30 protein-coding genes are annotated in these 22,745 nt (G+C 60.1%); 16 read left to right on the top strand and 14 right to left on the bottom strand.

The window, feature by feature from the left end; genetic code table 11:
• Positions 1–177: 177 nt before the first annotated feature.
• The gene (locus ACN0WV_RS14965) at positions 178–1,320 is read right to left on the bottom strand and encodes a putative sulfate/molybdate transporter (RefSeq protein ID WP_417606826.1); all 1,143 of its coding nucleotides are present in this window, start codon (positions 1,318–1,320) and stop codon (positions 178–180) included.
• A gap of 108 nt (positions 1,321–1,428) precedes the next feature.
• Between ACN0WV_RS14965 and ACN0WV_RS14970 the strand changes: the two genes are divergently transcribed.
• The gene (locus ACN0WV_RS14970; protein ID WP_417606827.1) at positions 1,429–1,638 is read left to right on the top strand and encodes a TOBE domain-containing protein; all 210 of its coding nucleotides are present in this window, start codon (positions 1,429–1,431) and stop codon (positions 1,636–1,638) included.
• Here ACN0WV_RS14970 and ACN0WV_RS14975 read toward each other — a convergent pair.
• From ACN0WV_RS14975 to tsaA, 5 genes are read right to left on the bottom strand one after another with little or no spacing between them, the layout of a single operon-like run.
• Complete coding sequence (locus ACN0WV_RS14975) at positions 1,593–2,417, bottom strand: ABC transporter ATP-binding protein (RefSeq protein WP_417606829.1); 825 nt, start codon at positions 2,415–2,417, stop codon at positions 1,593–1,595. The two genes, ACN0WV_RS14970 and ACN0WV_RS14975, sit on opposite strands and share 46 nt — an antisense overlap.
• On the bottom strand, positions 2,417–3,439 hold the full coding sequence (locus ACN0WV_RS14980; RefSeq protein ID WP_417606831.1) for a FecCD family ABC transporter permease: 1,023 nt from the start codon (positions 3,437–3,439) through the stop codon (positions 2,417–2,419). Before ACN0WV_RS14980 ends, ACN0WV_RS14975 begins: the two co-directional genes overlap by 1 nt.
• Complete coding sequence (locus ACN0WV_RS14985) at positions 3,412–4,440, bottom strand: iron ABC transporter substrate-binding protein (protein WP_417606833.1); 1,029 nt, start codon at positions 4,438–4,440, stop codon at positions 3,412–3,414. The genes ACN0WV_RS14980 and ACN0WV_RS14985 overlap by 28 nt, the downstream gene beginning before the upstream one ends.
• Position 4,441: 1 nt before the next feature.
• Positions 4,442–5,233, bottom strand: a complete 792-nt coding sequence (locus ACN0WV_RS14990) for a molybdate ABC transporter substrate-binding protein (protein ID WP_417606835.1) — start codon at positions 5,231–5,233, stop codon at positions 4,442–4,444.
• Between the two features lie 21 nt (positions 5,234–5,254).
• Positions 5,255–5,749, bottom strand: coding sequence for a tRNA (N6-threonylcarbamoyladenosine(37)-N6)-methyltransferase TrmO (gene tsaA / locus ACN0WV_RS14995; protein WP_417606837.1), 495 nt, complete (start codon positions 5,747–5,749; stop codon positions 5,255–5,257).
• 166 nt (positions 5,750–5,915) lie between these two features.
• Here tsaA and ACN0WV_RS15000 point away from each other — a divergent pair, with 166 nt between their 5' ends.
• From ACN0WV_RS15000 to ACN0WV_RS15015, 4 genes are read left to right on the top strand one after another with little or no spacing between them, the layout of a single operon-like run.
• Positions 5,916–6,623, top strand: coding sequence for an ABC transporter permease (locus tag ACN0WV_RS15000; protein WP_417606872.1), 708 nt, complete (start codon positions 5,916–5,918; stop codon positions 6,621–6,623).
• Positions 6,616–7,371, top strand: coding sequence for an ATP-binding cassette domain-containing protein (locus ACN0WV_RS15005; RefSeq protein WP_417606839.1), 756 nt, complete (start codon positions 6,616–6,618; stop codon positions 7,369–7,371). The genes ACN0WV_RS15000 and ACN0WV_RS15005 overlap by 8 nt, the downstream gene beginning before the upstream one ends.
• Positions 7,372–7,401: 30 nt before the next feature.
• Entirely contained in the window at positions 7,402–8,220 is an 819-nt protein-coding gene (locus ACN0WV_RS15010) for an ABC transporter substrate-binding protein (protein WP_417606841.1), read from the top strand.
• A 50-nt stretch (positions 8,221–8,270) separates the two neighbouring features.
• The gene (locus tag ACN0WV_RS15015; RefSeq protein WP_417606843.1) at positions 8,271–9,170 is read left to right on the top strand and encodes a substrate-binding domain-containing protein; all 900 of its coding nucleotides are present in this window, start codon (positions 8,271–8,273) and stop codon (positions 9,168–9,170) included.
• Between the two features lie 41 nt (positions 9,171–9,211).
• Here ACN0WV_RS15015 and gdhA read toward each other — a convergent pair whose 3' ends face one another.
• From gdhA to ACN0WV_RS15045, 6 genes are all read right to left on the bottom strand, one after another.
• Entirely contained in the window at positions 9,212–10,567 is a 1,356-nt protein-coding gene (gene gdhA / locus ACN0WV_RS15020) for an NADP-specific glutamate dehydrogenase (protein ID WP_084353135.1), read from the bottom strand.
• A gap of 89 nt (positions 10,568–10,656) precedes the next feature.
• Positions 10,657–11,337, bottom strand: a complete 681-nt coding sequence (locus tag ACN0WV_RS15025; RefSeq protein WP_417606845.1) for a 5-formyltetrahydrofolate cyclo-ligase — start codon at positions 11,335–11,337, stop codon at positions 10,657–10,659.
• The gene (locus tag ACN0WV_RS15030) at positions 11,334–12,374 is read right to left on the bottom strand and encodes an NAD(P)H-dependent flavin oxidoreductase (protein WP_417606847.1); all 1,041 of its coding nucleotides are present in this window, start codon (positions 12,372–12,374) and stop codon (positions 11,334–11,336) included. Before ACN0WV_RS15030 ends, ACN0WV_RS15025 begins: the two co-directional genes overlap by 4 nt.
• Entirely contained in the window at positions 12,371–12,775 is a 405-nt protein-coding gene (locus ACN0WV_RS15035; protein WP_417606849.1) for a DUF488 domain-containing protein, read from the bottom strand. The genes ACN0WV_RS15030 and ACN0WV_RS15035 overlap by 4 nt, the downstream gene beginning before the upstream one ends.
• Positions 12,775–13,119 carry a carboxymuconolactone decarboxylase family protein gene (locus ACN0WV_RS15040; protein WP_084353139.1) on the bottom strand — a complete coding sequence of 115 codons (345 nt, stop codon included), beginning with the start codon at positions 13,117–13,119 and terminating at the stop codon, positions 12,775–12,777. Before ACN0WV_RS15040 ends, ACN0WV_RS15035 begins: the two co-directional genes overlap by 1 nt.
• 51 nt (positions 13,120–13,170) lie before the next feature.
• Complete coding sequence (locus tag ACN0WV_RS15045; RefSeq protein ID WP_417606852.1) at positions 13,171–13,416, bottom strand: hypothetical protein; 246 nt, start codon at positions 13,414–13,416, stop codon at positions 13,171–13,173.
• Positions 13,417–13,501: 85 nt separating this feature from the next.
• On the opposite strand from ACN0WV_RS15045, the gene ACN0WV_RS15050 reads away from it, so the two are divergent.
• From ACN0WV_RS15050 to ACN0WV_RS15100, 11 genes are all read left to right on the top strand, one after another.
• Positions 13,502–13,918 (top strand): RrF2 family transcriptional regulator, encoded by a 417-nt coding sequence (locus ACN0WV_RS15050; protein WP_417606854.1) that lies wholly within the window; start codon positions 13,502–13,504, stop codon positions 13,916–13,918.
• Positions 13,919–13,937: 19 nt separating this feature from the next.
• Positions 13,938–15,563, top strand: a complete 1,626-nt coding sequence (gene ccoN / locus ACN0WV_RS15055) for a cytochrome-c oxidase, cbb3-type subunit I (protein ID WP_417606856.1) — start codon at positions 13,938–13,940, stop codon at positions 15,561–15,563.
• A gap of 4 nt (positions 15,564–15,567) precedes the next feature.
• Positions 15,568–16,296, top strand: coding sequence for a cytochrome-c oxidase, cbb3-type subunit II (ccoO, locus tag ACN0WV_RS15060; protein ID WP_417606858.1), 729 nt, complete (start codon positions 15,568–15,570; stop codon positions 16,294–16,296).
• Entirely contained in the window at positions 16,293–16,454 is a 162-nt protein-coding gene (locus ACN0WV_RS15065; protein ID WP_417606860.1) for a cbb3-type cytochrome oxidase subunit 3, read from the top strand. Before ccoO ends, ACN0WV_RS15065 begins: the two co-directional genes overlap by 4 nt.
• Positions 16,447–17,358, top strand: coding sequence for a cytochrome-c oxidase, cbb3-type subunit III (gene ccoP / locus ACN0WV_RS15070; RefSeq protein ID WP_417606861.1), 912 nt, complete (start codon positions 16,447–16,449; stop codon positions 17,356–17,358). Before ACN0WV_RS15065 ends, ccoP begins: the two co-directional genes overlap by 8 nt.
• Positions 17,355–17,513 (top strand): hypothetical protein, encoded by a 159-nt coding sequence (locus ACN0WV_RS15075; RefSeq protein WP_179141474.1) that lies wholly within the window; start codon positions 17,355–17,357, stop codon positions 17,511–17,513. The genes ccoP and ACN0WV_RS15075 overlap by 4 nt, the downstream gene beginning before the upstream one ends.
• Before the next feature lie 13 nt (positions 17,514–17,526).
• Entirely contained in the window at positions 17,527–18,324 is a 798-nt protein-coding gene (locus ACN0WV_RS15080) for a DUF2189 domain-containing protein (RefSeq protein WP_417606862.1), read from the top strand.
• The gene (gene ccoS, locus ACN0WV_RS15085; protein WP_084353147.1) at positions 18,321–18,533 is read left to right on the top strand and encodes a cbb3-type cytochrome oxidase assembly protein CcoS; all 213 of its coding nucleotides are present in this window, start codon (positions 18,321–18,323) and stop codon (positions 18,531–18,533) included. The genes ACN0WV_RS15080 and ccoS overlap by 4 nt, the downstream gene beginning before the upstream one ends.
• Positions 18,481–18,711: a hexameric tyrosine-coordinated heme protein gene (locus ACN0WV_RS15090; RefSeq protein ID WP_417606864.1), complete on the top strand. Its 231-nt coding sequence runs from the start codon at positions 18,481–18,483 to the stop codon at positions 18,709–18,711. The genes ccoS and ACN0WV_RS15090 overlap by 53 nt, the downstream gene beginning before the upstream one ends.
• A complete protein-coding gene (locus ACN0WV_RS15095) occupies positions 18,711–19,025 on the top strand; it encodes a DUF6522 family protein (RefSeq protein WP_417606866.1) in 315 nt (104 codons plus the stop codon). The genes ACN0WV_RS15090 and ACN0WV_RS15095 overlap by 1 nt, the downstream gene beginning before the upstream one ends.
• 231 nt (positions 19,026–19,256) lie before the next feature.
• On the top strand, positions 19,257–20,351 hold the full coding sequence (locus ACN0WV_RS15100; RefSeq protein WP_084353150.1) for a TRAP transporter substrate-binding protein: 1,095 nt from the start codon (positions 19,257–19,259) through the stop codon (positions 20,349–20,351).
• A gap of 65 nt (positions 20,352–20,416) precedes the next feature.
• Here the strand turns inward: ACN0WV_RS15100 and ACN0WV_RS15105 are convergent, their stop codons facing one another.
• Complete coding sequence (locus ACN0WV_RS15105) at positions 20,417–21,808, bottom strand: TRAP transporter large permease (protein ID WP_417606868.1); 1,392 nt, start codon at positions 21,806–21,808, stop codon at positions 20,417–20,419.
• The gene (locus tag ACN0WV_RS15110; protein ID WP_084353152.1) at positions 21,808–22,386 is read right to left on the bottom strand and encodes a TRAP transporter small permease subunit; all 579 of its coding nucleotides are present in this window, start codon (positions 22,384–22,386) and stop codon (positions 21,808–21,810) included. Before ACN0WV_RS15110 ends, ACN0WV_RS15105 begins: the two co-directional genes overlap by 1 nt.
• Positions 22,387–22,745: the final 359 nt, after the last annotated feature.

Here is a 22,745-nt window from a genome sequence, read left to right on the forward strand (position 1 = left end):
CCGACGCCGCGTTGCGCGTTGATATATGGCGACTTGGTCGCGGCGAGCACAAAGAGTTTCGGTATGGAGACCTGGTTCGCCTCTCCGGGCTTGATGGGCCTCTGTGTTCTCATTTTTGAAACTTGAGGTTTCGGGGCGTTCGCAAATGCCAACGGTTCGGCAATGCCTGTGATGGTGCTACCTGTGTTGACGCCTCAAGCGCGACAGAAGCAGTTTCCGCAGGATTTCGGCGATCGTGCCAAGGACAAGGCCAAACAGCGGGTTCGCAAAGACGGTTGCGAGTGCCGTGACTGCAATAACGGGGCGACAGGACGGGCGCGCGTCGACAAGACGACGGCTGGCAGCAAGCTCTACCGCTGCAATCAGCAGAAGCGCCCCCAGCGTGGCGGCAGGGATGGAGGACAAGGCACCATCGCGCAGCGGGGCCGGAAGCAGCGCCAGCAGCAGTAGGCTTGCCCCCAGCATGACGGGCGCGCCGCCGGTTCTTGCGCCAAAGCGATGATGTGCGGCCACACCGCCCGCGCCATGACACATTGGCAGTGCGCCCAGCGGGGATAGCAGCAGATTGGCGGCACCGGATGTCAGGCACAGCTTGCGCGGCGTGACATGGGCGGCGGATGGTCCGAAACGATCCTGCGCCACCAAGGCGGTCAGGAACACCGCATTGGTCAATGTCAGCGCGAACTGCGGCAATGCGAGGTCGGTGACAGCCATGCGGATGTCTTTGATCGTGGGGACCGACGGCATCCAGTCGGTGCCTTGTGGCATGCCGAGTTGGACCAGATCCGCCCGACCGAACACAAGGCCCAGCACGACGCCACTCAGGATGGTTGCAAGCGCGGCATGTGTCCCGATCCTGAGGGCCGTCATGGCGATGCCCAATGACAACGCCCCGATGATCATCTGATCTTTCATAAGGCCAAGCGCAATCCAGCCAAGGGCCAGCCCCAGCCCCAGTTGCAGCCCTGACAATACGGATTGAGGCACCAATCGCGCCAATCGGTCGATGATGCCGCTACCGCCAAGAAACAAAAGCGCGCTTCCGATCAACACACCGCTGAGGGCAAGCGCGCCGGGGGTCACCTCGCTTACCAGCGCCACGGCGGCGATGGCCTTCATCGGCTGGACCGGGATTGGCAGGCGGTAAATCACACCGGTGGCGATGTAGAAAAGTCCGAAGCTTAGCAACACATGCGGGGCTGACAGGCCAATCAAGGCAATTGACCCGATCACCATCGGCAGCAACGTTCCGACATCGCCGAGCGCGCCATTCGCCTCGGGCAAATCGAAGCGAAACCCGTTTCCCGGATGGTCACTCATCGTGCTTCATTCGGCCGCTGCCGCTCCTGTAGGGTTCGTTACATGCAGAGTTGTATTTGCTGATATGGCACTCTAACGCCTGAAACCAAACAGAAGGAGCAGCAAATTATGAAACTGAGCGCACGGAACAAATTGACCGGAACAGTGGTTTCGATCGACAAGGGCGCGGTCAATTCGACCGTGCAGATCAACCTTGGCGGCGACACGACCGTTACGGCCATGATCACCAACGCCTCTGTCGCTGATCTGGGGCTTGAAGTCGGCAAGACGGCTCATGCGATCGTCAAGGCGTCAGATGTGATTGTGGGTGCAGACTGACAGGCCAGCGACGGCAAACAGACCTTGCGGCCAGAGGATGTCGTCTCGACCGAGACGGGGATGCCGTAGACATTGCTCAGGCTGGCATCGGTCAGCACCTCATGGGCCGAACCCTGTGCCTGTCTGACGCTGTCTTTCATCAGTAAAACCTGGGCATTCAGCGCGAAGGCCTGATCGGGATTGTGCGTCGACAGGATCACGGCGCAGCCCCGGGTGGCAACATCGTGAACAAGCGCCGCGATTTGCGCCAGAACCTGCGCCTGATTGCCGAAATCAAGGCTGGCCGTGGGTTCGTCCATGACGATCAAGGGTGCTTCCTGCGCCAGCGCACGCGCAATCAGCACAAGCTGGCGCTGCCCGCCCGACAATCGCGAATAATCCCTGTGCGCCAGACCCCCGATACCCAGCCGGTCCATCGCGTTGCGCGCGATGGCGCGATCGTTACGGCCGGGCTGCCCCAACAGGCCAAGCCGCGCGGTGCGGCCCATAAGAACAACCTCAAGCGCCTCAAAAGGAAAGGGCGGGGCATGTGCCTGCGGTACATAGGCCACCTGATGCGCGATCTCGGCACGGGTCTGTGCCGAAACCGGCTCGCCGCCCAACAACACCGTGCCGGACAATGCGGGCAACAGACCCAGAAGCGTCCGGAACAGCGTGGTCTTGCCGCACCCGTTTGGCCCGAGCAGACACAGAATATCGCCGCTTTGCACGGTCAATTCCAGCCCGGACCCGATCCGGGTCTTGCCATAGCCGATGGAGAGGTTCTGCGCCTTCAGCATCACGACCATCCGTGCCGACCGCGCGCCAGCAGCCAAACGAAAAATGGTGCGCCAATGACGGCCGTCAGGATGCCCAGGGGAACCTCGACCTGCGCGATGGTCCGTGCCAGCGTGTCGACGATCAGCAAATAGCTGGCACCGATCAGGATCGAGGCGGGCAGCAGCCTTCCAAAGCCGGGACCGACCAGCATCCGCGCGATATGAGGGATCACAAGCCCAACCCAGCCCACGACACCGGCCAGCGCCGTGACGCTTGCGGTGATCATCGTGGCGGCTGCAATGACAAGAAACCGTGTCCGCGCCACCTCTATCCCCAACGCGCGCGCCTCTTCGTCGCCAAGACTGAGAACATTGATCCGCCAACGCAGCAAAGCCAGAGGCACCAGCCCGATCAGCACCATGGGCAGGGCAGGCAGGATGTCTTCGGTTGTCGTCGCGGCCAGAGACCCCAGAAGCCAGAAAGTGATAGCGGGCAACTGGTCGTAAGGGTCGGCGGTCACCTTAAGCAGTGACGTCGCGGCCCCAGCCAATGCGCCGATCACCACACCGATCAGCACCAAAGTCAGTGTCCGGTCGGTGTTCTGCACGAGGGCGGCGACAAGCGTGACGAAACCCACCGCAGCCATGCCGCCCGCAAAGGCTGTGGCTTGGATTGCCGCTACGGGCAGAGACAGGAAGATACCGGCAACCGCCCCAAGGCCTGCGCCTGCCGACACCCCCAGAATGTCCGGCGATACCAAAGGATTGCGAAACAGCGCCTGATAGCTTGCACCGGCAGCCGCCAGTGCGGCCCCGACGAGCAGCGCCGCCGCCACGCGCGGCAGGCGGATGTTCCAGACGACGATCTGCGCCTGCGGATCACCCCGGCCTGACAATGCCGCCAGCGTTTGGGTCGGCGTCAAACCGTAAGGCCCGATCATCACGGCCCCAAAAGCCAGCACCGCAAGACACAGCGCCAGCCCCCCGGTCAGCGTGATCGCGGGACGGTGCAGGCTTACATCGGTGATCTTCCCTGCGTCCATTCAAGGAGCCTCCCCAATTCCTCGTCACTCAGATCGACATCATAGTAGAGCTTGTAGAAGGCACGGGTGTCTTCGCGCAGATCGCCGTCCCACCGTTCGGGATAGAGCAAACCGGCCATCCAGATCAGCCCCATCATCCGATTGACCGATGGCGGCCGGTCGATCCAGCCGAAGGGTGCGGTTGGGGACAGGCGGACCCGACCGTCGCGCAGCGCGTCAATGCCTTGCCAAAGCGGATCGTCGAAAACCTTCCTGTAGAAATTCGGATCCCATGTGACGATCGTATCGGGGTTCGCCACGATCACCTGTTCTATCGAGGATTGCACCAGCCCGCGTGTCACACCGCCATCATCGGCGACGTTGCGCCCGCCTGCGCGTTCGATGATCTCGGTGTTGATCGAGCCTTTCATCCCGGTCTCAAGCCCATCGGGGCCACGGGCGAGATAGACACGGGGACGCTCTTCTTCGGGGACGTCCGCAAGCATCGCGTCAATCCGTTTGAACGTCGCCTCTACATCCGTCGCCAGTGCCTCGCCGCGTTCCGGAACGCCGAGCGCCTCGCCAACGATCCGCAGGGCTGCGGCTGTATTCTCGAACCGTCCGTCAATCAGAAGGTAAGGGATGCCGGTCTGTTCCTGCACGCGGTTGGCGAGATCGATATAGGTGTCGCGGACCGATCCGAAATCAATGATGAGGTCCGGCTTGATCTGCAACACACGTTCCAGATTTGCCTCGCCGCCGCGTCCTGTAATGCGCCCGGTTTCAGGCAGGTCACGGTAAGGTTCGGCAATGTAGTCCTGTTCTTCCGGGCGCAAGGCGCGCGGCCAGCCGGTCAGCGCCTCGGGTTTCATGGTATAGACAAGGATCGCAGCCGGCGGACCCGCGGCGAAGACCGTGTTCACCTCGTCGGGGATTTCGACCGTGCGCCCGGCGCTGTCAACAACGGTGCGCGCCGAGGCGGGCAGGGCAAGCAGGGCGAGAACAATCAGAAGAAAGCGCATCTCAGTCACCTTTCGCGACAGCGCTTGCGTCAAAGCCGTATTCGGCCAGCACGGCTTGTCCGGCGGGGGACAGGATATGCAGCGCCAGCTTCCACGCCTCTGGCGGCGCTCCGTCCAGCACGATCAAGCCGTAATCGGCACCGACCGACAGCGCCTCGGGGACTTGCACGATCTGAAGATCCGGCACTTCGGTTTTGGCGAGTACGGCATTGGTGCAATAGGTCAGGAAAATGTCAGCCTGATCACTGTCCAGCACCCAGGCATAGTTGTTCCGGCCCTCTGGCGGCTTGGCGCTGTCCGGGCCACCGGTCAGTTGCAACGCCTTTGCCTTCAGCGCATCCGCGTGGCCGCTTTTGTCAAACAGGTCGAACGCATAATCACCGGACGGATCGGCCTTGGGTGTCGATGTGCCAAGCCGTGTTTCACCATCCAGCATCACGTCCAGAAGCGTGTCAGTCGTGACCGTCACTTCGGGGCGCGCCAATGCGCACAATCTGTTGCGCGCGAACAGGGCCACCGGTCCTCCCTTGCCGGCACTCTCCAGTGTGTGCGGATGGCGCATGTTGGCCGACGCAAAGACATGCGCCGTCTCGCCCGCCTCGATCCTCTCGCGCATCAGGCCGGACGGGCCGAAATGCGTTGCGACCTTGGTTCCGTAGGTCTCGGAATAGTTTTCAGCCACATCCGACAGCGCCGCTTTCAGACTGCCTGCCGCATAAAGCGAAATGTCCTCGGCCGCGGCCGGGCTTATACCACAGGCCAATATCACAGCCAGTACTGCGTTGCGGTGCATCTTGTTCTTCCCATATCCGTTTTATGATGAAACCTGCCGGTCGCCCGGTTTGGGCGGGGCCTTCGGCGTAAAGGCGCAGCGGTCGGGTTTGATGTCGATCAGCGGTGTCCCGTCAAGGCAGTCCAGACCCTGCACATGCAATGTGCCGTTCTCGATCCGCAGCAGTTTGACCATGGACGTGCCAATCGGATTGGGCCGCACCGGCGAGCGCAGAGCAAATGTTCCCACTGTCCGGCCGTCGCTTTTGGGGCTTTGCCGGATCAGGTCGCGGCGGCTTTTGTCCAGCCAATAAAGCACCTCGATCGTCTCGTATTCGTCCAGCCCCAGCAGCCCATCCCGCCAGATCGGATCGAGCACCAATTGGCATGCCGGGCCGTCCAGGCGGCCTTGGCGCGGACAATCGTCGCGATCGGTCCAGGGGGTTCGGATCGTTCCGATAAATCGCAAAGTGGCGTCAGTAGCCGGTGCAAGATCGACAGTGCGCTCGTTGGGGCGCAGCTCCGCTGTTTTACTCATCGCGACCGCCGGAAATTATGCAGTAGTGTTTTCATGTCGTCTCACAGTAAAAATTGCTATTTTTCTCGACTATGCCGCCAAAATTGCAGCAAGACCAGCCTTGAACTTCTGCCATTTAGCTGCATACCTATCCATGTAACGAAAATTATGCATATAGGTGAAAGCCCTGCAAAACATCGGTGACGCATTGGGACTTGCTGTCGCGCTGGTGCTGTCCGGCGACGCGGATCTGTTGGAGATCGTTCTGCTGTCGCTGCGCGTCAGCCTGACGGCGACGGCGGTTGCCTGCCTCATCGGTCTGCCGGTCGGGGCGCTTGTCGCGATTGGTCGCTTTCGCGGCCGGAATGCGGTGTTGATCGTGATGAATGCCCTGATGGGATTGCCGCCCGTAGTGGTCGGGCTGCTGGTCTACCTGCACCTGTCGCGCTCTGGTCCCCTGGGCTTTCTCGGGCTGCTCTACACCCCGACGGCGATGATCATCGCGCAGACCATTCTGATCACGCCCATCGTGGCGGCCTTGTCGCGGCAGGTGCTGGAGGACTTGCATGCAGAATATGCCGAGCAGTTCCGTTCGCTTTGCCTGACACGGTTGCAGGCCGTGCAGGCGCTTCTGTGGGACGCGCGCTATTCGCTTTTGACGGTCGGGCTTGCCGGGTTTGGCCGTGCCGTGGCCGAGGTCGGCGCTGTCATTATCGTGGGCGGCAATATCGATCACCTCACACGCGTGATGACAACGGCAATCGCGTTGGAAACCTCGAAAGGCGATCTGGCACTGGCGCTGGCGCTTGGCATCATCCTGCTGGTCATCGCCCTTGGCGTGAATGCAGCCGTGCAATCGGTGCGGATGACCGCTGCAAGGCAAGCCTATGTCTGACGCAGCACTCATCACGCCGATGCAGGCAGCGGTCCGCGCGCAGCCCAAGGCGCTTGGGCCGCTGCAAGTGCGCGACCTGACACTGCGCTTCGGAGAGGCCACCGTTCTGGACGATCTGGCGCTGGACCTTGGTACAAGCGGCTGCACCATGATCATGGGGTCCAACGGGGCCGGAAAAAGCCTGCTTCTGAAGCTGTTGCACGGTCTCATGCAGCCAACCTCTGGCCAGATCAACTGGGGTAGTCAGGCACCTTGCGAGGTGACAGCCCGGCAGGCGCTGGTCTTTCAAAAGCCGGTGCTGCTACGGCGGTCGGTGGCGGCCAATATCGACTTCGTGCTGAAAGCGCGCGGCAAGGACAAGGCGCGGCGGGATCGTTTGCTCGATCATGTTGGCCTGTCCCACAAGGCCGATCAGCCCGCGCGGTTGCTGTCGGGTGGCGAGGCACAGCGGCTGGCGCTGGCGCGCGCGTTGGCCACCGATCCAGAGGTTCTGTTTCTCGACGAGCCGACGGCCAGCCTTGATCCGGCCTCTGTGCTGGCGATCGAAAGCATTGTGCACGAGGCGCGCAGCCGTGGCGTCCGGATCGTCTTTGTAACCCATGATGTTGGGCAGGCGCGGCGCATCGCCGATGACGTCGTGTTCCTGCATCGCGGCCGCGTTGCCGAACATAGCGCGGCGGCTGACTTCTTTCCCGAACCGCAAAGCGAAGCGGCGCGGAACTATCTGAACGGCAGAATTGTCGTCTGACACAGCAAATCTGAAATTGGGAGATACCAAATGCTGAGAACCACAATCGGAGCAACCACGCTCGCGCTGTTTCTGACAGGCGCGGCGTGGGCGCAGGACCAATCCATCATCGTGCAATCCACCACCTCGACGGCGAATTCGGGGCTATACGACTATCTGCTGCCGATCTTTCAGGACAAGACCGGCATTCAGGTCAACGTGGTCGCGGTCGGCACCGGGCAGGCGATCAAGAATGCCGAGAATTGCGATGGCGATGTGCTGCTGGTACATGCCAAGGCTGCGGAAGAGGCGTTTGTCGCGGCGGGGTTTGGCACAGAACGCACCGATCTGATGTTCAACGACTTCGTGATCGTCGGCCCGGACGCTGACCCGGCCGGCGTCGGCGGAATGGACGACGTTCAAGGCGCGTTGACACAGATCGCAGAGAAAGCCGCGCTCTTTGCCTCGCGGGGGGATGACAGCGGCACGCATAAGAAAGAGGTTTCGCTCTGGTCCGACAGCGGCGTCGATCCGACGGCGGCAAGCGGCGATTGGTACCGCGAGACAGGCTCTGGCATGGGGGCGACGCTGAATGCCGGAATTGGCATGGGTGCCTATGTGATGACCGACCGCGCCACATGGATAAGCTTCGAGAACAAGCAGGACTATGCCATTCAGGTGCAGGGCGATGAAGATATGTTCAACCAGTACGGTGTGATCCCGGTGAACCCGGAAAAATGTCCCGAGGTCAACGTGGATGACGCGCAGACATTCGCCGATTGGCTTTTGTCAGGCGAGGGGCAGGACGCGATCGCGAACTTCAAGGTGGCCGATCAGCAGTTGTTCTTTCCAAACGCGCCAGAGAATTGATAGTCTTGCCGGGGTGGCATGGACCGCCCCGGCAAATTGAACGGATCACGATGATTGGACGCGCCTTTCCAGACCATGAATACCTGACGGTCAAGGAACTGGCTGAATTGCTGCGGCTCAAGGAACGTAAAGTCTATGATCTTGCGGCTTCCGGGGCGGTGCCCTGCTCAAAAGCGACTGGCAAGCTGCTTTTTCCTGCGGCAGAAATCCGACAGTGGATTGAGCAGGCGCAATCCGGCAGCCTGTCCAAAACGCCAACCAGAGCAACGGTGCGCCCTCCGATCGTGCTGGGCAGTCACGATCCGCTTCTGGATTGGGCGATCCGGCAATCACGCTGTGGGCTGGCCAGCTTTTTCGACGGCTCGCTTGACGGGCTGGACCGGTTCGCTCGCGGCGAAGGTGTGGCCACAGGTCTGCATATTCACGACGCGAAAACGGATCGCTGGAATGTGCCCGTCGTTTCCGTGTCGGCCGCCGATCAGAATGCGGTACTGATCTCCTTCGCAACACGGCGTCGAGGGCTTGTTTTTCGGACTGGAAAGGCAAAACCTGTGGGCCTGTCGGATGTGGCCGGACTGCGCATGGTCCCCCGACAGGCGGAATCCGGTACCGATACGCTGTTTCGGGAATTGGCCGCAAAGGAAGGGTTGGACCTGTCGAAGCTGGAATTCGCCGCGTTGGCCCGCACCGAGGACGAAGCGGTTGAAGCCGTCCGGCGCGGCGATGCCGATGTCACCTTCGGGCTAGAGGCCGTCGCGCGCAGCTACGGTCTCGAATTCAGCCCAATTGTGGAAGAGCAATTCGCTCTGCTCGTCGACCGCAAGGCTTGGTTCGACGAGGCCGTTCAGAGGCTCATGGCGTTTTGCCGAACCGATCAGTTTTTAAATCGTGCCGCAGCATATGGAGGCTACGACACGAAGGATCTTGGATCAGTGATCTGGAACGCCTGAAACCTACCGAGGCCGCACCCTAGGGCGGATGCGGCATATTCTCAGATAACGCCCAGCATCCGCATCGCTTTGGCCACACGCACAAAGCCCGCGATGTTGGCACCAAGAACATAGTCGCCGGGGGCACCATATTCATCGGCGGTTTCCGCGCAACGGTCGTGAATGCCTTGCATGATCTGTGCAAGACGCGCTTCGGTCTGGGCAAAGGTCCAGCGGTCGCGGCTGGCATTCTGCTGCATTTCCAGCGCAGAGGTCGCAACCCCGCCGGCATTTGCCGCCTTGCCCGGTCCGAACAGGATGCCCGCCTCGCGCAGGATGCGAATGGCTTCGGGGGTACAGGGCATGTTTGCGCCTTCGCCCACGGCCTGAACGCCGTTTTTCACCAAGGTCTTGGCATCTTTTCCGGAAAGTTCGTTCTGGGTGGCGGATGGCATCGCCACGTCACACGGCACATCCCAAATTGAGCCTTTGTCGACCGGAATGAAATGCACACCATCGCCCCGGCGTTTCGCGTATTCCGAGATGCGTTTGCGACAGACTGTCTTGACGTCTTGCAACAGGGCAAGATCGATCCCGTTTTCGTCGATGACATAACCGCTGGAATCCGAACATGCGATGACCGTGCCGCCGAAGGACTGCACTTTCTCGATGGTATGAATCGCGACATTGCCCGACCCTGACACCACCACGCGCTTGCCGTCGAAACTGGTTTTCCGGGTTTCAAGCATCGCCTTGGTGAAATAGGTATTGCCGAAACCTGTGGCCTCGGTCCGGGCGCGCGACCCGCCATGGGCGAATGCCTTGCCAGTCAGAACCCCGGCTTCGTAGCGGTTGGTCAGACGCTTGTATTGGCCGAACATATAGCCGATTTCGCGCCCGCCTACACCAATATCGCCCGCAGGCACATCGGTCTGTTCGCCCAGATGGCGATGAAGTTCGATCATCAGGGACTGGCAGAAGCGCATGATCTCGCCATCTGATCTTCCCTTGGGATCGAAATCCGCGCCGCCCTTGCCGCCGCCGATGGGCAGGCCCGTCAAGGCGTTCTTGAAGCACTGCTCAAACCCGAGGAACTTTATGATCCCCAGATTCACCGAAGGGTGGAACCGCATGCCGCCCTTGTAAGGGCCAAGCGCTGAATTGAACTGCACGCGAAAGCCACGATTGATCTGGACCTGACCTTGATCATCCACCCAGGGAATGCGGAAAATGATCTGGCGCTCGGGTTCGCAGATGCGTTCGATCAGTGCCTGCTCCAGATAATCGGGGTGTTTCGCCACGACCCGGCCAAGGCTTTCCATGACCTCGTGAACGGCTTGGTGAAATTCCGGCTCTCCGCTATTGCGCCGTAGCACTTCGGCAAGGATGGGTTGCAGCTTTTCGTCTATGCTGTTCATACTGGTTCTTTGCGTTTGGAAAGGTTTTCGTCGGACGGTGAAATTTCAGGCAATTCAGGCGTCACCTGCCCGTTTTTCAGACGTGTATTTCATCTTTCAACGCTTCGCAAGCCAGTCTCGGTCAGTATAAGATCAAGCGGGATGTCGTGGGGCTGTGGGTGGATCGTCGCAATATGTGCGGTTTCAAAGCCTATGCCTATGGCAAAGGGCTTTGGGTCCAGCGCCGCCAGTGTCCGGTCGAAATACCCGCCGCCATAGCCCAGACGAAAGCCGTCCGTCGTCCAACCGATGAGCGGGGCCAGCGTTATATCCGGCGTGACGACGGGCGCATCCGGGGGCGGGACGGGAATGTTCCAGTCACCACGCACCATGCGCGTTTCGGGGGTCCAGAGGCGGAAAGTCAGCGGGACCGCCTTCGTCTCCACCAGGGGCAGGGCGACGGTGACGCCCGCCTCGTGCAACTCGGCCATCAGCGGGCGCAGGTCAGGCTCGCCTTTGATCGGCCAATAGGCGGAAAAAACCATGCCTTTCGCACCATCAAAACGGTCGTTGAGGATCTGTTTCAAGTGGCCCGACAATGCCGAGCCGATTTCCGTGCGCTGCGCTACGGACAGATCCTGGCGTTCTGCGCGCAGGCGTTTGCGCTCGGCCTTGCGCCAGAGTGCGACATGCTCCGGGTTTTTCGGGTCAGTCGGGGTGTTTTTGGCGGCAGGCCCGCCGGGCGAGCTAAAGCCGCTGTTGCAGGCGAAGCTTTCGAATTTGTCACTCATGGGATGTCCTCGGGTTCGTTGCGAAGGGTGGCGTCAAGGACATGCTGGGCCTGCGCGACCATGCCGCCAAGGCGGTCGGCCGCGTGCGGAATATCACTTATACGTCCGACGCTGCGTCCGGCGAAAAGCGCCATCGCTTCAAGATCGCCGGTTGTTGTCCGCAGCGGTGAATCCGTACTGAACCGCAAACGAGGCTGATCGTCGTCCCAGGCAATCGCCTCACGCGGCAAGGTGTCAGGATCGTGACCAAGATAGTCGCCGCTCAGGCCATCTGTCACGCTGTTGGCGATCACCCGGACAGCGGCGCCTTTTGGCCAGTTGAGCACAAAGACGTCGGTCAGCACCGTGTCATCCCCCGTCGCCTCGACGATGCGGGATTTGTGATAGGGGTGGGCGAAGGATTCCCTTGTTGCCAGAAAGGCTGTCCCGCACTGCACGCCGCTTGCGCCGATTGCCAGCGCAGCCGCCAGCCCTTCGCCAGTCGCGATCCCGCCCGACACGATAACCGGCAGGTTAGACTGTGCAAGGATCTGCTCTGCCAGCGCAAATGCGGGGCTGCGTCCGTGGACATGGCCGCCCGCCTCAACACCTTGGGCGATGATCACATCCGCGCCTGCATCCTCAGCCATACTGGCGGCCTCCAACGTGCCAACCTGATGCAACACCTGACAGCCTGCCTGCTTCACGCGGGCGACGATTTTCGGCAACACATCCCAGAAGAAACAGAAGGCAGGCACGCCAAGATCAAGGCATCGTGAAATCTGCGCATCCAGCAGCCCCGGCTCGGTCGCGGCGGGGATCAGATTGACCGCAAAGCGCCGATCGGTGGCAGCCTGCAATGCGGTGACCTCGGCAGCGATCAGGTCCGGGTCTTCGCGTACCATCCCCAGCATCCCGTAGCCGCCCGCATTGGCCACCGCCGCAGCCAGTTCCCATCGTGATACGCCGCCCATGCCGGCAAGCAGAATGGGCACATCGCAACCAAGCAGGTCGCAAACCGGCGTTCGCAATGAGATCCCAGAGTGTCTGCCTGTCATTCTTCGCCTCCTATTCGGAGCCATCCGCGCAGGTAATTCCGCAACACGATGGCATTGTTATGTTCCTCGTCCTTCGAGGCGTAAAGTAGCGTGACGACATCATCGCGCGCATATCCGGTAAGCTCGCGAGTCAAATCGTCGCGCGTGGCGAGTTCCGCTTCGTAACGTGTTCTGAATCCCTGCCAATGATCGGGATTGGCATGAAACCAGTGTCGCAACCCGTCGCTTGGTGCGATGTCCTTGCACCAGTTGAACAGGCGGGCGCGGTCTTGCGCCACGCCGCGCGGCCAAAGACGGTCAACCAGAATCCGCTTGCCGTCCGACACCCGCGCTGCGCGGTAGACACGCTTGATGCGTATCCGCTCGGCCGGGGTTTCGGGGACAGGCGGGCGGGCAGGCATCAGCTGTCCTGCGTGTCTTCATCGTCGATCAGGTCAACCGCCTGCAAAGCATGGGCCCAAGCCGCACCGGCCCGCATTTCGGAAGCCACCCAGATCGCCTCCATGATCTGTTCGCCCGAGGCCCCTTCGCGGTTCGCGGCCTTGACATGGCCTTCAATGCACCATGGGCATTGGGTGACATGCGCGACCGCCACCGCGATCAGCTGCTTGGTGCGTTTATCAAGCGCCCCTTCGGCAAACACGGCCTTCGAGAACGCGCGAAACGCATCTTCGCTGTCCGGTGCCAGGGCGCGCCGCCGCTCGACAAGGGCTTTGGTTGGTTTCAGGTGATGTTGCTGGGACATGGACTGTCCTTTCATGGTTCGAGTTGCGGGAACAGGTTCAGGCCGATTGGCTTAGGACGCGTGCGCCGTGATAATCGACCGGACATCAGAGCGATCGAGAACCATCCGCGACAGATGCGCGTTCCAGTCTGCACCCCGGTCCGCGAAGATCGGGCCAAAAACAAAGTCTTCGCGCATGTTGATATGGAATTTCTGCATAAGATCTGTCAGCTTGGCATCATACAAGCCCCGCTGCGCCAAGATCGCGGTAGTCAGCGGCGGTCGGGCGGGTATAGTCTCAGGTTCGGCGGATGACATACGATCCTCCACGATTTGAACTTGTACCGGATGCTACATCTGCTAATCTGGTATTGTAAATACCTATTTGGTAAAGCGGGATGACATGAGATTCACCTCCTTCACTGACTATGGGCTTCGTATGCTGATGCGGATGGCAAGTGCTCCCGATCAGGCGTTCTCGACCGCCGATCTGGCCGAAGAATTCAACCTGTCGCGCAACCATCTGGCAAAGATCATGCAGCGGCTTGCCCATGGCGGCATCGTCGAAACCCGGCGCGGCGCGCATGGCGGGGCTGTCTTGCGGCGCAGCCCTTCCGAAGTGCGGTTGGGAGATGTCGTGACACTACTTGAAGAAGGTCAGGCGCTGGTAGAATGCTTTGCACCGGACGGGGGCGACTGCACGATAAACGGCTGTTGCCGGTTGAGAGCCCGGCTGCGCCACGCAGAGAACCGGTTCATCGAGGATCTGAACAAATCCACACTTCGCGATATTGCGCTGCCTGTCCGGGCAGCGGCATGACTGAAAAGGGCAGGACAACATGACTGCATCGCTTACAGTAGCAGAACGCCGAATTGGTCTGCTGATCTCTATCCTGCTGGCCTTGATGGGCCTTGTCATGGCAGCGGCGGCGGGCCACGGGGTCATGTCGTTGCATGGCTTCATGGCGCTCGCACTTGGTTTGGGACTGGTGTTCATCCTTGGCGGATCGCTTTACGAGGCCGAAGCGCCAGCCGACCGGCTGAGCCGCTATTACGACGCGCCCACCCGTTTCGGCATTTCGATGACGCTTATCTGGGCGATGATCGGGATGGCTGTCGGTGTCTGGGTTGCGGCCTTGCTCTACTGGCCCGAAGGCACGCCGGCCTGGCCCGCGACCAGCTTTGGCAGGCTGCGACCCGTCCACACGACCGGCATCATCTTCGGGTTTGGCGGCAACGCGTTGATCGCCACGTCCTTCCACGTTTTGCAACGCACATCCCGCGCGCGGCTGGCCGACTCCGTCAGCCCCTGGGCCGTGCTGATCGGCTATAACCTGTTCTGCGTCTGGGCCGTCACCGGATACATGTTGGGATCAACCCAATCCAAGGAATATGCCGAGGCCGAATGGTATGCCGACATATGGCTGGTGGTGATCTGGGTAACATATTTCGTGCTGTACCTGCGGACGCTCGCCCGCCGGAACGAGCCGCATATCTACGTCGCCAACTGGTACTATCTGGCCTTTATTCTGGTCGTGGCGATGCTGCACATTGTCAACAATCTTGCACTCCCGGTGCAGTGGACCTCGGCAGAGAGCTTTCCTATCTGGGCCGGCGTGCAGGATGCGATGGTGCAGTGGTGGTACGGGCACAACGCCGTCGCCTTTTTCCTGACATCAGGGTTCCTCGGGATGCTCTACTACTTCCTGCCGGTCCGTTCGGGACGCCCGATCTGGTCCTATCGGCTGTCGATTGTCAGCTTCTGGGGGATCGTGTTCTTCTACATCTGGGTCGGGTCGCACCATCTGCACTACACGGCGCTGCCGTTCTGGGCCCAGACACTGGGCATGACCTTCTCGATCATGCTGCTGGTGCCAAGCTGGGCATCGGCCGGCAATGCCATCGCCACCCTCAACGGGGCCTGGCACAAGGTGCGCGACGACGCGACCTTGCGGTTCATGTTCGTGGCGGCGGTGTTCTACGGGCTTTCGACATTCGAGGGATCGTTCCTGGCCATTCGCCCGGTCAATTCGCTGTCGCACTATACGGACTGGACGGTGGGCCATGTGCATTCCGGCACGTTGGGATGGGTCGCGATGATCGTCTTTGGCGCGATCTACACCATCGTCCCGCAGCTGAGCGGCAAGACTGACATGGCGTCGGCGAGTGCAGTGGAATGGCATTTCTGGCTGGCCGTGTCGGGCACGCTTGTCTACGTCATCTCGATGTGGAACGCGGGCATCACCCAAGGGCTGATGTGGCGCGCCTACGAGGAAAACGGCGCGCTGTCCTACAGCTTTGTTGAATCGGTCGAGGCAATGGCACCCTATTACCTGCTGCGCACAATCGGCGGCGGGCTGTTTCTGGCAGGGGCGGTGATCTGCGCCTGGAATTGCCGTGTCACGATGCGCAGAGCGGTGGGACATGCCACCGACCGCCCACTAGTCGCGCAACCGGCGGAGTGAACCCATGTTGAAACTGCATTACAATCTCGAAAAGATCTCCATGGGACTGGTCGCGGCGATCATCCTTGCCGCATCTGTCGGCGGAATCGTCGAGATCGCGCCGCTCTTCACCATCGACGAGACGGTTGAGTTGCCCGATGATCTGCGCCCGCACACGCCGTTGGAACTGGCCGGTCGCGAAATCTATATCCGCGAAGGGTGCTATGCCTGTCACAGCCAGATGGTGCGCAGCCTTGCAGATGAGCTGGACCGCTACGGCCCCTATTCGCTGGCGTCCGAGAGCGCATATGACCATCCGATGCTGTGGGGGTCAAAGCGGACCGGCCCGGATCTGGCCCGTCTGGGCGAAAAATACTCCGATGCCTGGCATGTGGCGCATCTGATCAATCCGCGCGACGTCGTCCCGGCCTCTATCATGCCGTCCTATCCATGGCTCACACGGTCACTCGATACGGAACTGTTGTCCCCCTCACTTGCCACGCTGGCCAAGCTGGGCGTGCCATACGACGAGGCGATGATCGCGGCAGCCGCCGCTGATGCCGCAGCGCAAAGCCGTCCCGACAGCGACGCGATGGACGGATTTGTCGAACGCTACGGCGAACGGCCCGCAGCCCGCGACTTTGACGGCGATCCGTCCCGCCTGACAGAGATGGATGCGGTTGTGGCCTATTTGCAGTCGCTTGGCACGTTGACAGACGCGCCCTATCAAATCCTGACGGAGGGTGGACAATGACCCATGATACGCTTGTGTACCTGTCCAAGACCGCCGGCCTGATCTGGCTGATGGGGTTTTTCGTGATCGTTGTCATTCGCGCTTACAACCCGTCGCGCCGCGCGGCGCATGACAGGGCGGCGCGTTCCATTTTGAAGGAGCAGCGCAGCGATGAGTAATACCACCGATCCCAAAGAACTGCCCGGTGCCGATCCCAAGACTGGTGAGCGCGCGATTGATCCCGTCAGCGGCTACGATACCACCGGCCACGATTGGGGCGGCATCACCGAACTGAACACGGCATTTCCGAAAATCGTGATCTGGGCGCTGATCGTAACCCACGTTTACGCAGTGATTGCGTGGATCCTTCTTCCCGCATGGCCGACCGGCAACAGCTATACGCCCGGACTTCTGGGGCTGGACCAAGGCGAGCAGGCGATTGAGGGCTATCAAAACCTTACCGACAATCGCCAGAACTGGATGTCGCGCTTTGAAAGCGCAGAGTTCGCTGCTCTGCAATCCGACGATGCCTTGATGGCCGTCGCAATGCCTGCCGCCTCGCGGTTGTTTGCGGATAATTGTGCGGCCTGCCACGGGACCAACGGGGAAGGCGGGCCCGGATTCCCGGCCCTTACCGATAATGCCTGGTTGTGGAGCGGCGATCCCGAGGAGATCGCCCTGACGCTTCATCACGGGATCAACACCGAAGACCCCGATACGCGCTACGCGGAAATGCCTGCCTTTGACTGGATGGACCGGTCAGAACGCGCATCGCTTGCGCAATTTGTTGCAGATTTGCCGGACGGCTCTGTCGATCTCGAAAGCCCGGCTGGCATCCTGTTCACCGAAAACTGTAGTTCCTGCCATGGTGAAGCCGGTGAAGGGGGCCTTGAGATCGGCGCGCCCTCATTGACCGACACATCCGTGATTTACGGGCAGGATGTGGACACGGTCATGGCAACGCTGAAACAGGGCCGTATGGGTGTGATGCCCGCGTGGTCCGGCCGGTTGTCCGAGGCCGAGATCAACCTTCTGACCGTCTATGTCGCGCGGCTTGGCGACGATGCCGGTGATCCGCAATGACACGATCTGCGCAAAAATGGCTGGCAATCGGGGCGTCGCTGACGGCCGTGACGCTGTTCATTGGAGCGAATGCGCATCTTTTGACCGTTGCCCTGCGATCGCAACCCGAATGCCGCGAAGCCGCAGGAATGATGCCTGCCAAGCGCGCCTGCTGAAAAGGAGACAGCGATGCTGGAACCACTACCAACCGTCCGCAAGCCGGACCGCCCTGCATCGCCCTATGCGCGCAACCTGCCGGAATCCGCTGCTATGGACTGGTTGGCAAAGGGCTGGCGTGACCTGCGGATGGCTCCTGTGTCCAGCCTTGCCTACGGGCTGATCCTGACGCTGATTTCCTATGCCGTCCTCTGGGCCCTGTACGCCAGTCAGCTACTGTATCTGGCGCTGCCTGCAATCGCGGGGTTTCTTATTGTTGGCCCGTTTCTGGCCATCGGACTTTATGAAAAAAGCCGCCGACAGACGCAGGGGGAACGGGCGGACTTTTCCACCATGGTGGTATTTCGTCCGGCCTCGGGGGGGCAGTTGGCCTATGCGGGATTGATGCTGGGTCTGCTCATCCTGTTCTGGCTTCGAGCAGCTGACCTGCTTTATGCGTTGTTTTTCGGGCTGAAACCCTTCCCCGGCGCGGCGGATGCGCTTGCCAACGCCTTCACCACGTTTCGAGGCTGGGCGCTGATCGTCACCGGCTCTTTCGTCGGAGCGTTGTTCGCAGGTTTTGCCTTTGCGATCAGCGTATTTTCCATTCCGATGCTGGTGTCGCGCAGAACCGATGCGCTGACCGCGATTGGTCAGAGCTTTGTCATGACCCTTCAGAATCTTCGCCCGATGCTGGGCTGGGGTCTTATCGTTGCGCTTGGTCTGGCGCTGTCGCTTGTGACGGGACTGATCGGGTTGATCGTTGTCTTTCCGGTTCTGGGACACGGCACATGGCACGCCTATCAGGCGATTGCCGGAGAGGGGACATGAGCCTGATGCTGCTTATACCCTTGTCGATCAGCTTGGGCTTGATGGGCCTTGCTGCCTTTTTCTGGGCGTTGTGGAACGACCAGTTCGATGATCCCGAGGGTGCCGCATGGCGCGTCATACGCACAGAAGACCCACCTGATACGGAAGGAAAAACCGATGACAAGCTGGCTGCCGACACTGAAGACCGCGACGCCCGAAGAAGGCTATGATCTTGCCGTCAAACTCTCGCGGGTGGCGGTCAAGCTGACACAACCGGATGCAGAGGTCCGCGACAGGTTGCGCCCGGTTTATGCCGAGGATTCCGACGCGCTGATCGCGGCCAGTCAAGTGGTCGCGACGCATTTCGCCACCGTGGCCGCCGCCAATGATTTCTGGCGAGACAAGTGATGACCAAGGTCGAGCGGAGCGGCGATCAGTTCATCGTGGACGCGGAAGTCCTGTCCAAAGCGTTTGATCTGCCGCCCGAAGAGATCCGTACCCGCATGCAAGATGGTCAGATTACATCTCTGTGCGAAGCAGGGGCCGACGCGGATGCCGGTCGTTGGCGATTGACGTTTCGCCACGAAGGCCGCGCCTTTCGTCTGGTCGTCGATGAGAGCGGTGAAATTCTCAGCAAAAGCGCTTTTCCGGTCGGCCCGTCGAGCGCAACACCGCAGACAAAAACCGCAATTGGCGTGACATCCGGACGCAAGGAAAGCTGAGCACGCGAAAATATCGGCGACCCAGGGCAACGCCGATTGGGTGCCGTACCGTCTCATGGACTCCTTTGCTGACGGTTTTGGCTATTTGTGGAAGTCTGTAAAACTGACGCTTCAATCCATGTTCAGGTCATGGACATTCTTGCCGACCGAGGATTATCTGTTCTACGGGGTGCCTCTGTCAGGTCGGCAGGCGCGCTTTTAAAAAAATGCTCGATCTCGGGAGGAAACATAATGGATCGTCGTTCTTTCATTCGCAAGGCAGGTGTTCTGGGCGCGGGCGCAGCCGCGACAACCCTTGCCGCACCGGCTGTTGCCCAAGGGAACATCACTTGGCGTATGGTCACAACCTGGCCAAAGAATTTCCCTGGACTGGGCGTTGGTGCGCAACGTATGGCGGATCGTATCACCGCGGCGTCGGGCGGGCGGCTGACCATTCAGGTTTTTTCGGCAGGCGAGCTGGTTCCGCCGCTGCAATCCCTGGACGCCGTCATCGACGGTACCGCCGAAATGAGCCACGGTGCGGCCTATTACTGGCAGAACAAATCACCGGCCCTGTCGTTTTTCACCGGCGTGCCATACGGGATGACGACACCCGAATTGACTGCGTGGGTTCGCTACTTGGGTGGGCAAGAGATCTGGGACGAGATCTATGACCAGTTCGGTGTTCAGGGCTTCTTGTCGGGCAACACGGGCACCCAGACGGGTGGTTGGTTCCGCGAAGAACTGAAAAGCGTCGAAGACGTTAAAGGTGTCCGGTTCCGGACGCCGGGTTTGGGTGGCCGTGTCTGGGAAAAATTGGGCGCAACGGTGACCAATATGGCCGCGGGCGAGATTTTCCAGGCATTGCAATCGGGCACGCTGGACGCCGCGGAATTTGTGGGACCCTACAACGATCTGGCGCTAGGCTTCCACCAGGTTGCCAAGAATTATTACATGCCGTCCTTCGTTGAATCCGGTCTGGCGACAGAGCTTGTCGTGGACAAGAAGAAGTATCAGGAGCTGCCGGACGACTTGCAGGCGATCATCCGTGATGTCAGCCAGGCGGAGTACGAACAGGTTGCTTCTGACTTCATCGCCAACGATCCGCGTGCGCTGAAAACTCTGGTTGATGACCATGGTGTGATCGTGCGCAACTTCCCTGACGACATCATGGAAGCGGGTGCCAAAGCGTCGGTCGAGGTTGTCGAGGAACTGCGCAACAGCGATGATCCGCTGGTGAAGAAAACCACGGAAAGCTTCATCGAGGCGCTGAACCTGGTGCGGACACGGACAGAAAACATCGACGCGCCTTATGTGATGGCACGCGAAAAGTACCTCAAGTACTGATCACTGCAATACCGCAAAATGAAAACGCCCGGTGTCTCCACCGGGCGTTTTTCTGTTCTGCCAGCCTAGCCCGCGATCAATCGCGGCAACCAGGTGACAATTTCAGGAAACGCAAACAGGATTGCGATTGCCACGACCTGAAGCATCACAAACGGAAGAATGCCCTTGTAGATCGCGCTGGTCGGCAGCTCGGCGGGGGCCACACCGCGCAGATAGAACAGTGCAAAGCCGAAGGGCGGCGTCAGGAAAGAGGTTTGCAGGTTCACGCCTACGATCACGCCCAGCCACACCGGATCGACGTCCAGCGCCAAAAGCACCGGTGCGGTGATCGGAATCACGATGAAGATGATCTCGAACGTGTCCAGGATGAACCCCAGGAAGAACATGATCAGCATCACAACCGCAACTGCGGCCATTGTCCCGCCCGGCAGATTGCTGAGGAACTCATGCACAAGGTTGTCCCCGCCCATCATCCTGAACACCACCGAAAAGACCGAGGCGCCCAGCAGGATCACGAAAACCATGCTGGTGATCGTGGCGGTAGAAATCATCGTTTCCCGCAATATCGTGAAGGACAGCCGCCAGCGCAGGGCCGCAAGGACCATCGCACCCACGGCACCCACAGATGCGGCCTCTGTCGGAGTGGCGATACCGCCAAGGATCGAACCGAGAACCGCGAGGATCAGCAAAAGCGGTGGCACGAGTGCGACTAAAACTTCGCGCAGCAGCCCACCCTTTTCTTCGGCCGGAACCGGGGTTGCCGGGCAAGACGATGGATCGGTCACAGCTTTGAACAGAACATAAGCCAGATACAGCGACACCAGCAGCATTCCGGGCAGCAACGCACCGGCAAACAGATCACCGACCGAAACCGGCGTGGGCGCAAAATTGCCCTTGGCCATCTGCACCTGACTGTTGATGCCGGACAGCATGTCGCCCATGAAGATCAACACGGTCGAGGGCGGGATGATCTGGCCCAAAGTGCCGCTGGCACATATCACGCCGGTGGCAAGTTTCGGATTATATCCGGCGCGCAGCATCGCGGGCAGTGAAATCAGGCCCATCGTGACCACCGTGGCCCCCACAACCCCCGTCGAGGCCGCCAGCATAGCCCCGACCAGCACCACAGAGATCCCCAGTCCTCCGCGCATGTTTCCGAAAAGCTTGCCCATGGTCAGCAAAAGCTGTTCGGCAATCTGGCTGCGTTCCAGCATCACCCCCATGAAAATGAACAAAGGCACAGCGACAAGGACTTCATTCGTCATAAAGCCGATATAGCGGTTTGGTAGCGAACCGAAATTTGACGGATCGAAAACGCCGTAAGCTATCCCGACGCTGCCGAACAACAGCGAAACCCCTGCCAAAGTGAAAGCTACCGGAAAGCCCAGAAGCAAAAAGCCGATCACGCCGAAAAACATCAGCGCGGCGAGAATCTCGCCAATCATCACCGGATCCATCAAGCGGCCCCCTTCGGGAGTTCAGGCACTTTCGCGTCAGCCCTGTATTCAATTGACTTCGGGACCAGATGGGCATTGCCGCTCAAGACCAGAACCGACCGTATGGCCATCGCCAGACCTTGCAGCGCGATCAGGGCGGCAAACCCGATGATGAACGATTTCAGGATATAGAGGCCCGGCATCCCGCCGACATTTGCCGACGCTTCGTGATAGCTCCAGGCACGCTGCACAAAGGGCATGGAATATTGGTAAACGACCCAGGTAAAAGGCAGCAGAAACAGGAACACACCGATCAGGTCGGTCAATGCCCGCGTTCGCATGCGGGCCGGACGATAGAATATGTCGACGCGGACGTGATCGTCGCGCAGCAGCGCAAAACCGGCCACGGCTGTAAACATCGCCCCGTTCAGCCAGATATAAAGATCTTGCATCCAGACGTAACTGATGGCGAAAAGGTAACGCTGCACGACCACGGTGAAGCATACGACAACGATGGCCAGAGACAGCCACGCGAATGTCTTGCCTATGATCAGATTAACGGCGCAGATAATTGCGGCTATGCCAGCGAGAAAACGCACAGCTTCCCTTTCTTCGATTTCGACCGATCGTTGCAGTCTTCAATCAAAGCGTGGCCTGAAAATGTCAAGTTTTAGATGCGCAGGCAGGATGGTGCGTTCAGGTAACGCCGCTTCAACAGATGTATTTGGTTTTGGATCCGGGGAAGTTTGGGTTGGGGTTGAGTTGTGCATTACCGCAGGGCAAAGATGGCCGGAGCAGTTGCTCCGGCCATGGTCTTCAGAACGATTTTGTCAGGGCGACTTTGAGTGTTCTTCCCGGGGCTTTGCGGGTTGGGGATGAGAGGTGGCCGACATAATCGGTATCGAGGATGTTTTCGACTCCGAAACGAACCTCGGTGTTGTCTAGCCAGCCCTGGGCC

It is taken from the genome of Primorskyibacter flagellatus (genome assembly GCF_048268605.1).
Lineage (GTDB): Bacteria > Pseudomonadota > Alphaproteobacteria > Rhodobacterales > Rhodobacteraceae > Primorskyibacter > Primorskyibacter flagellatus.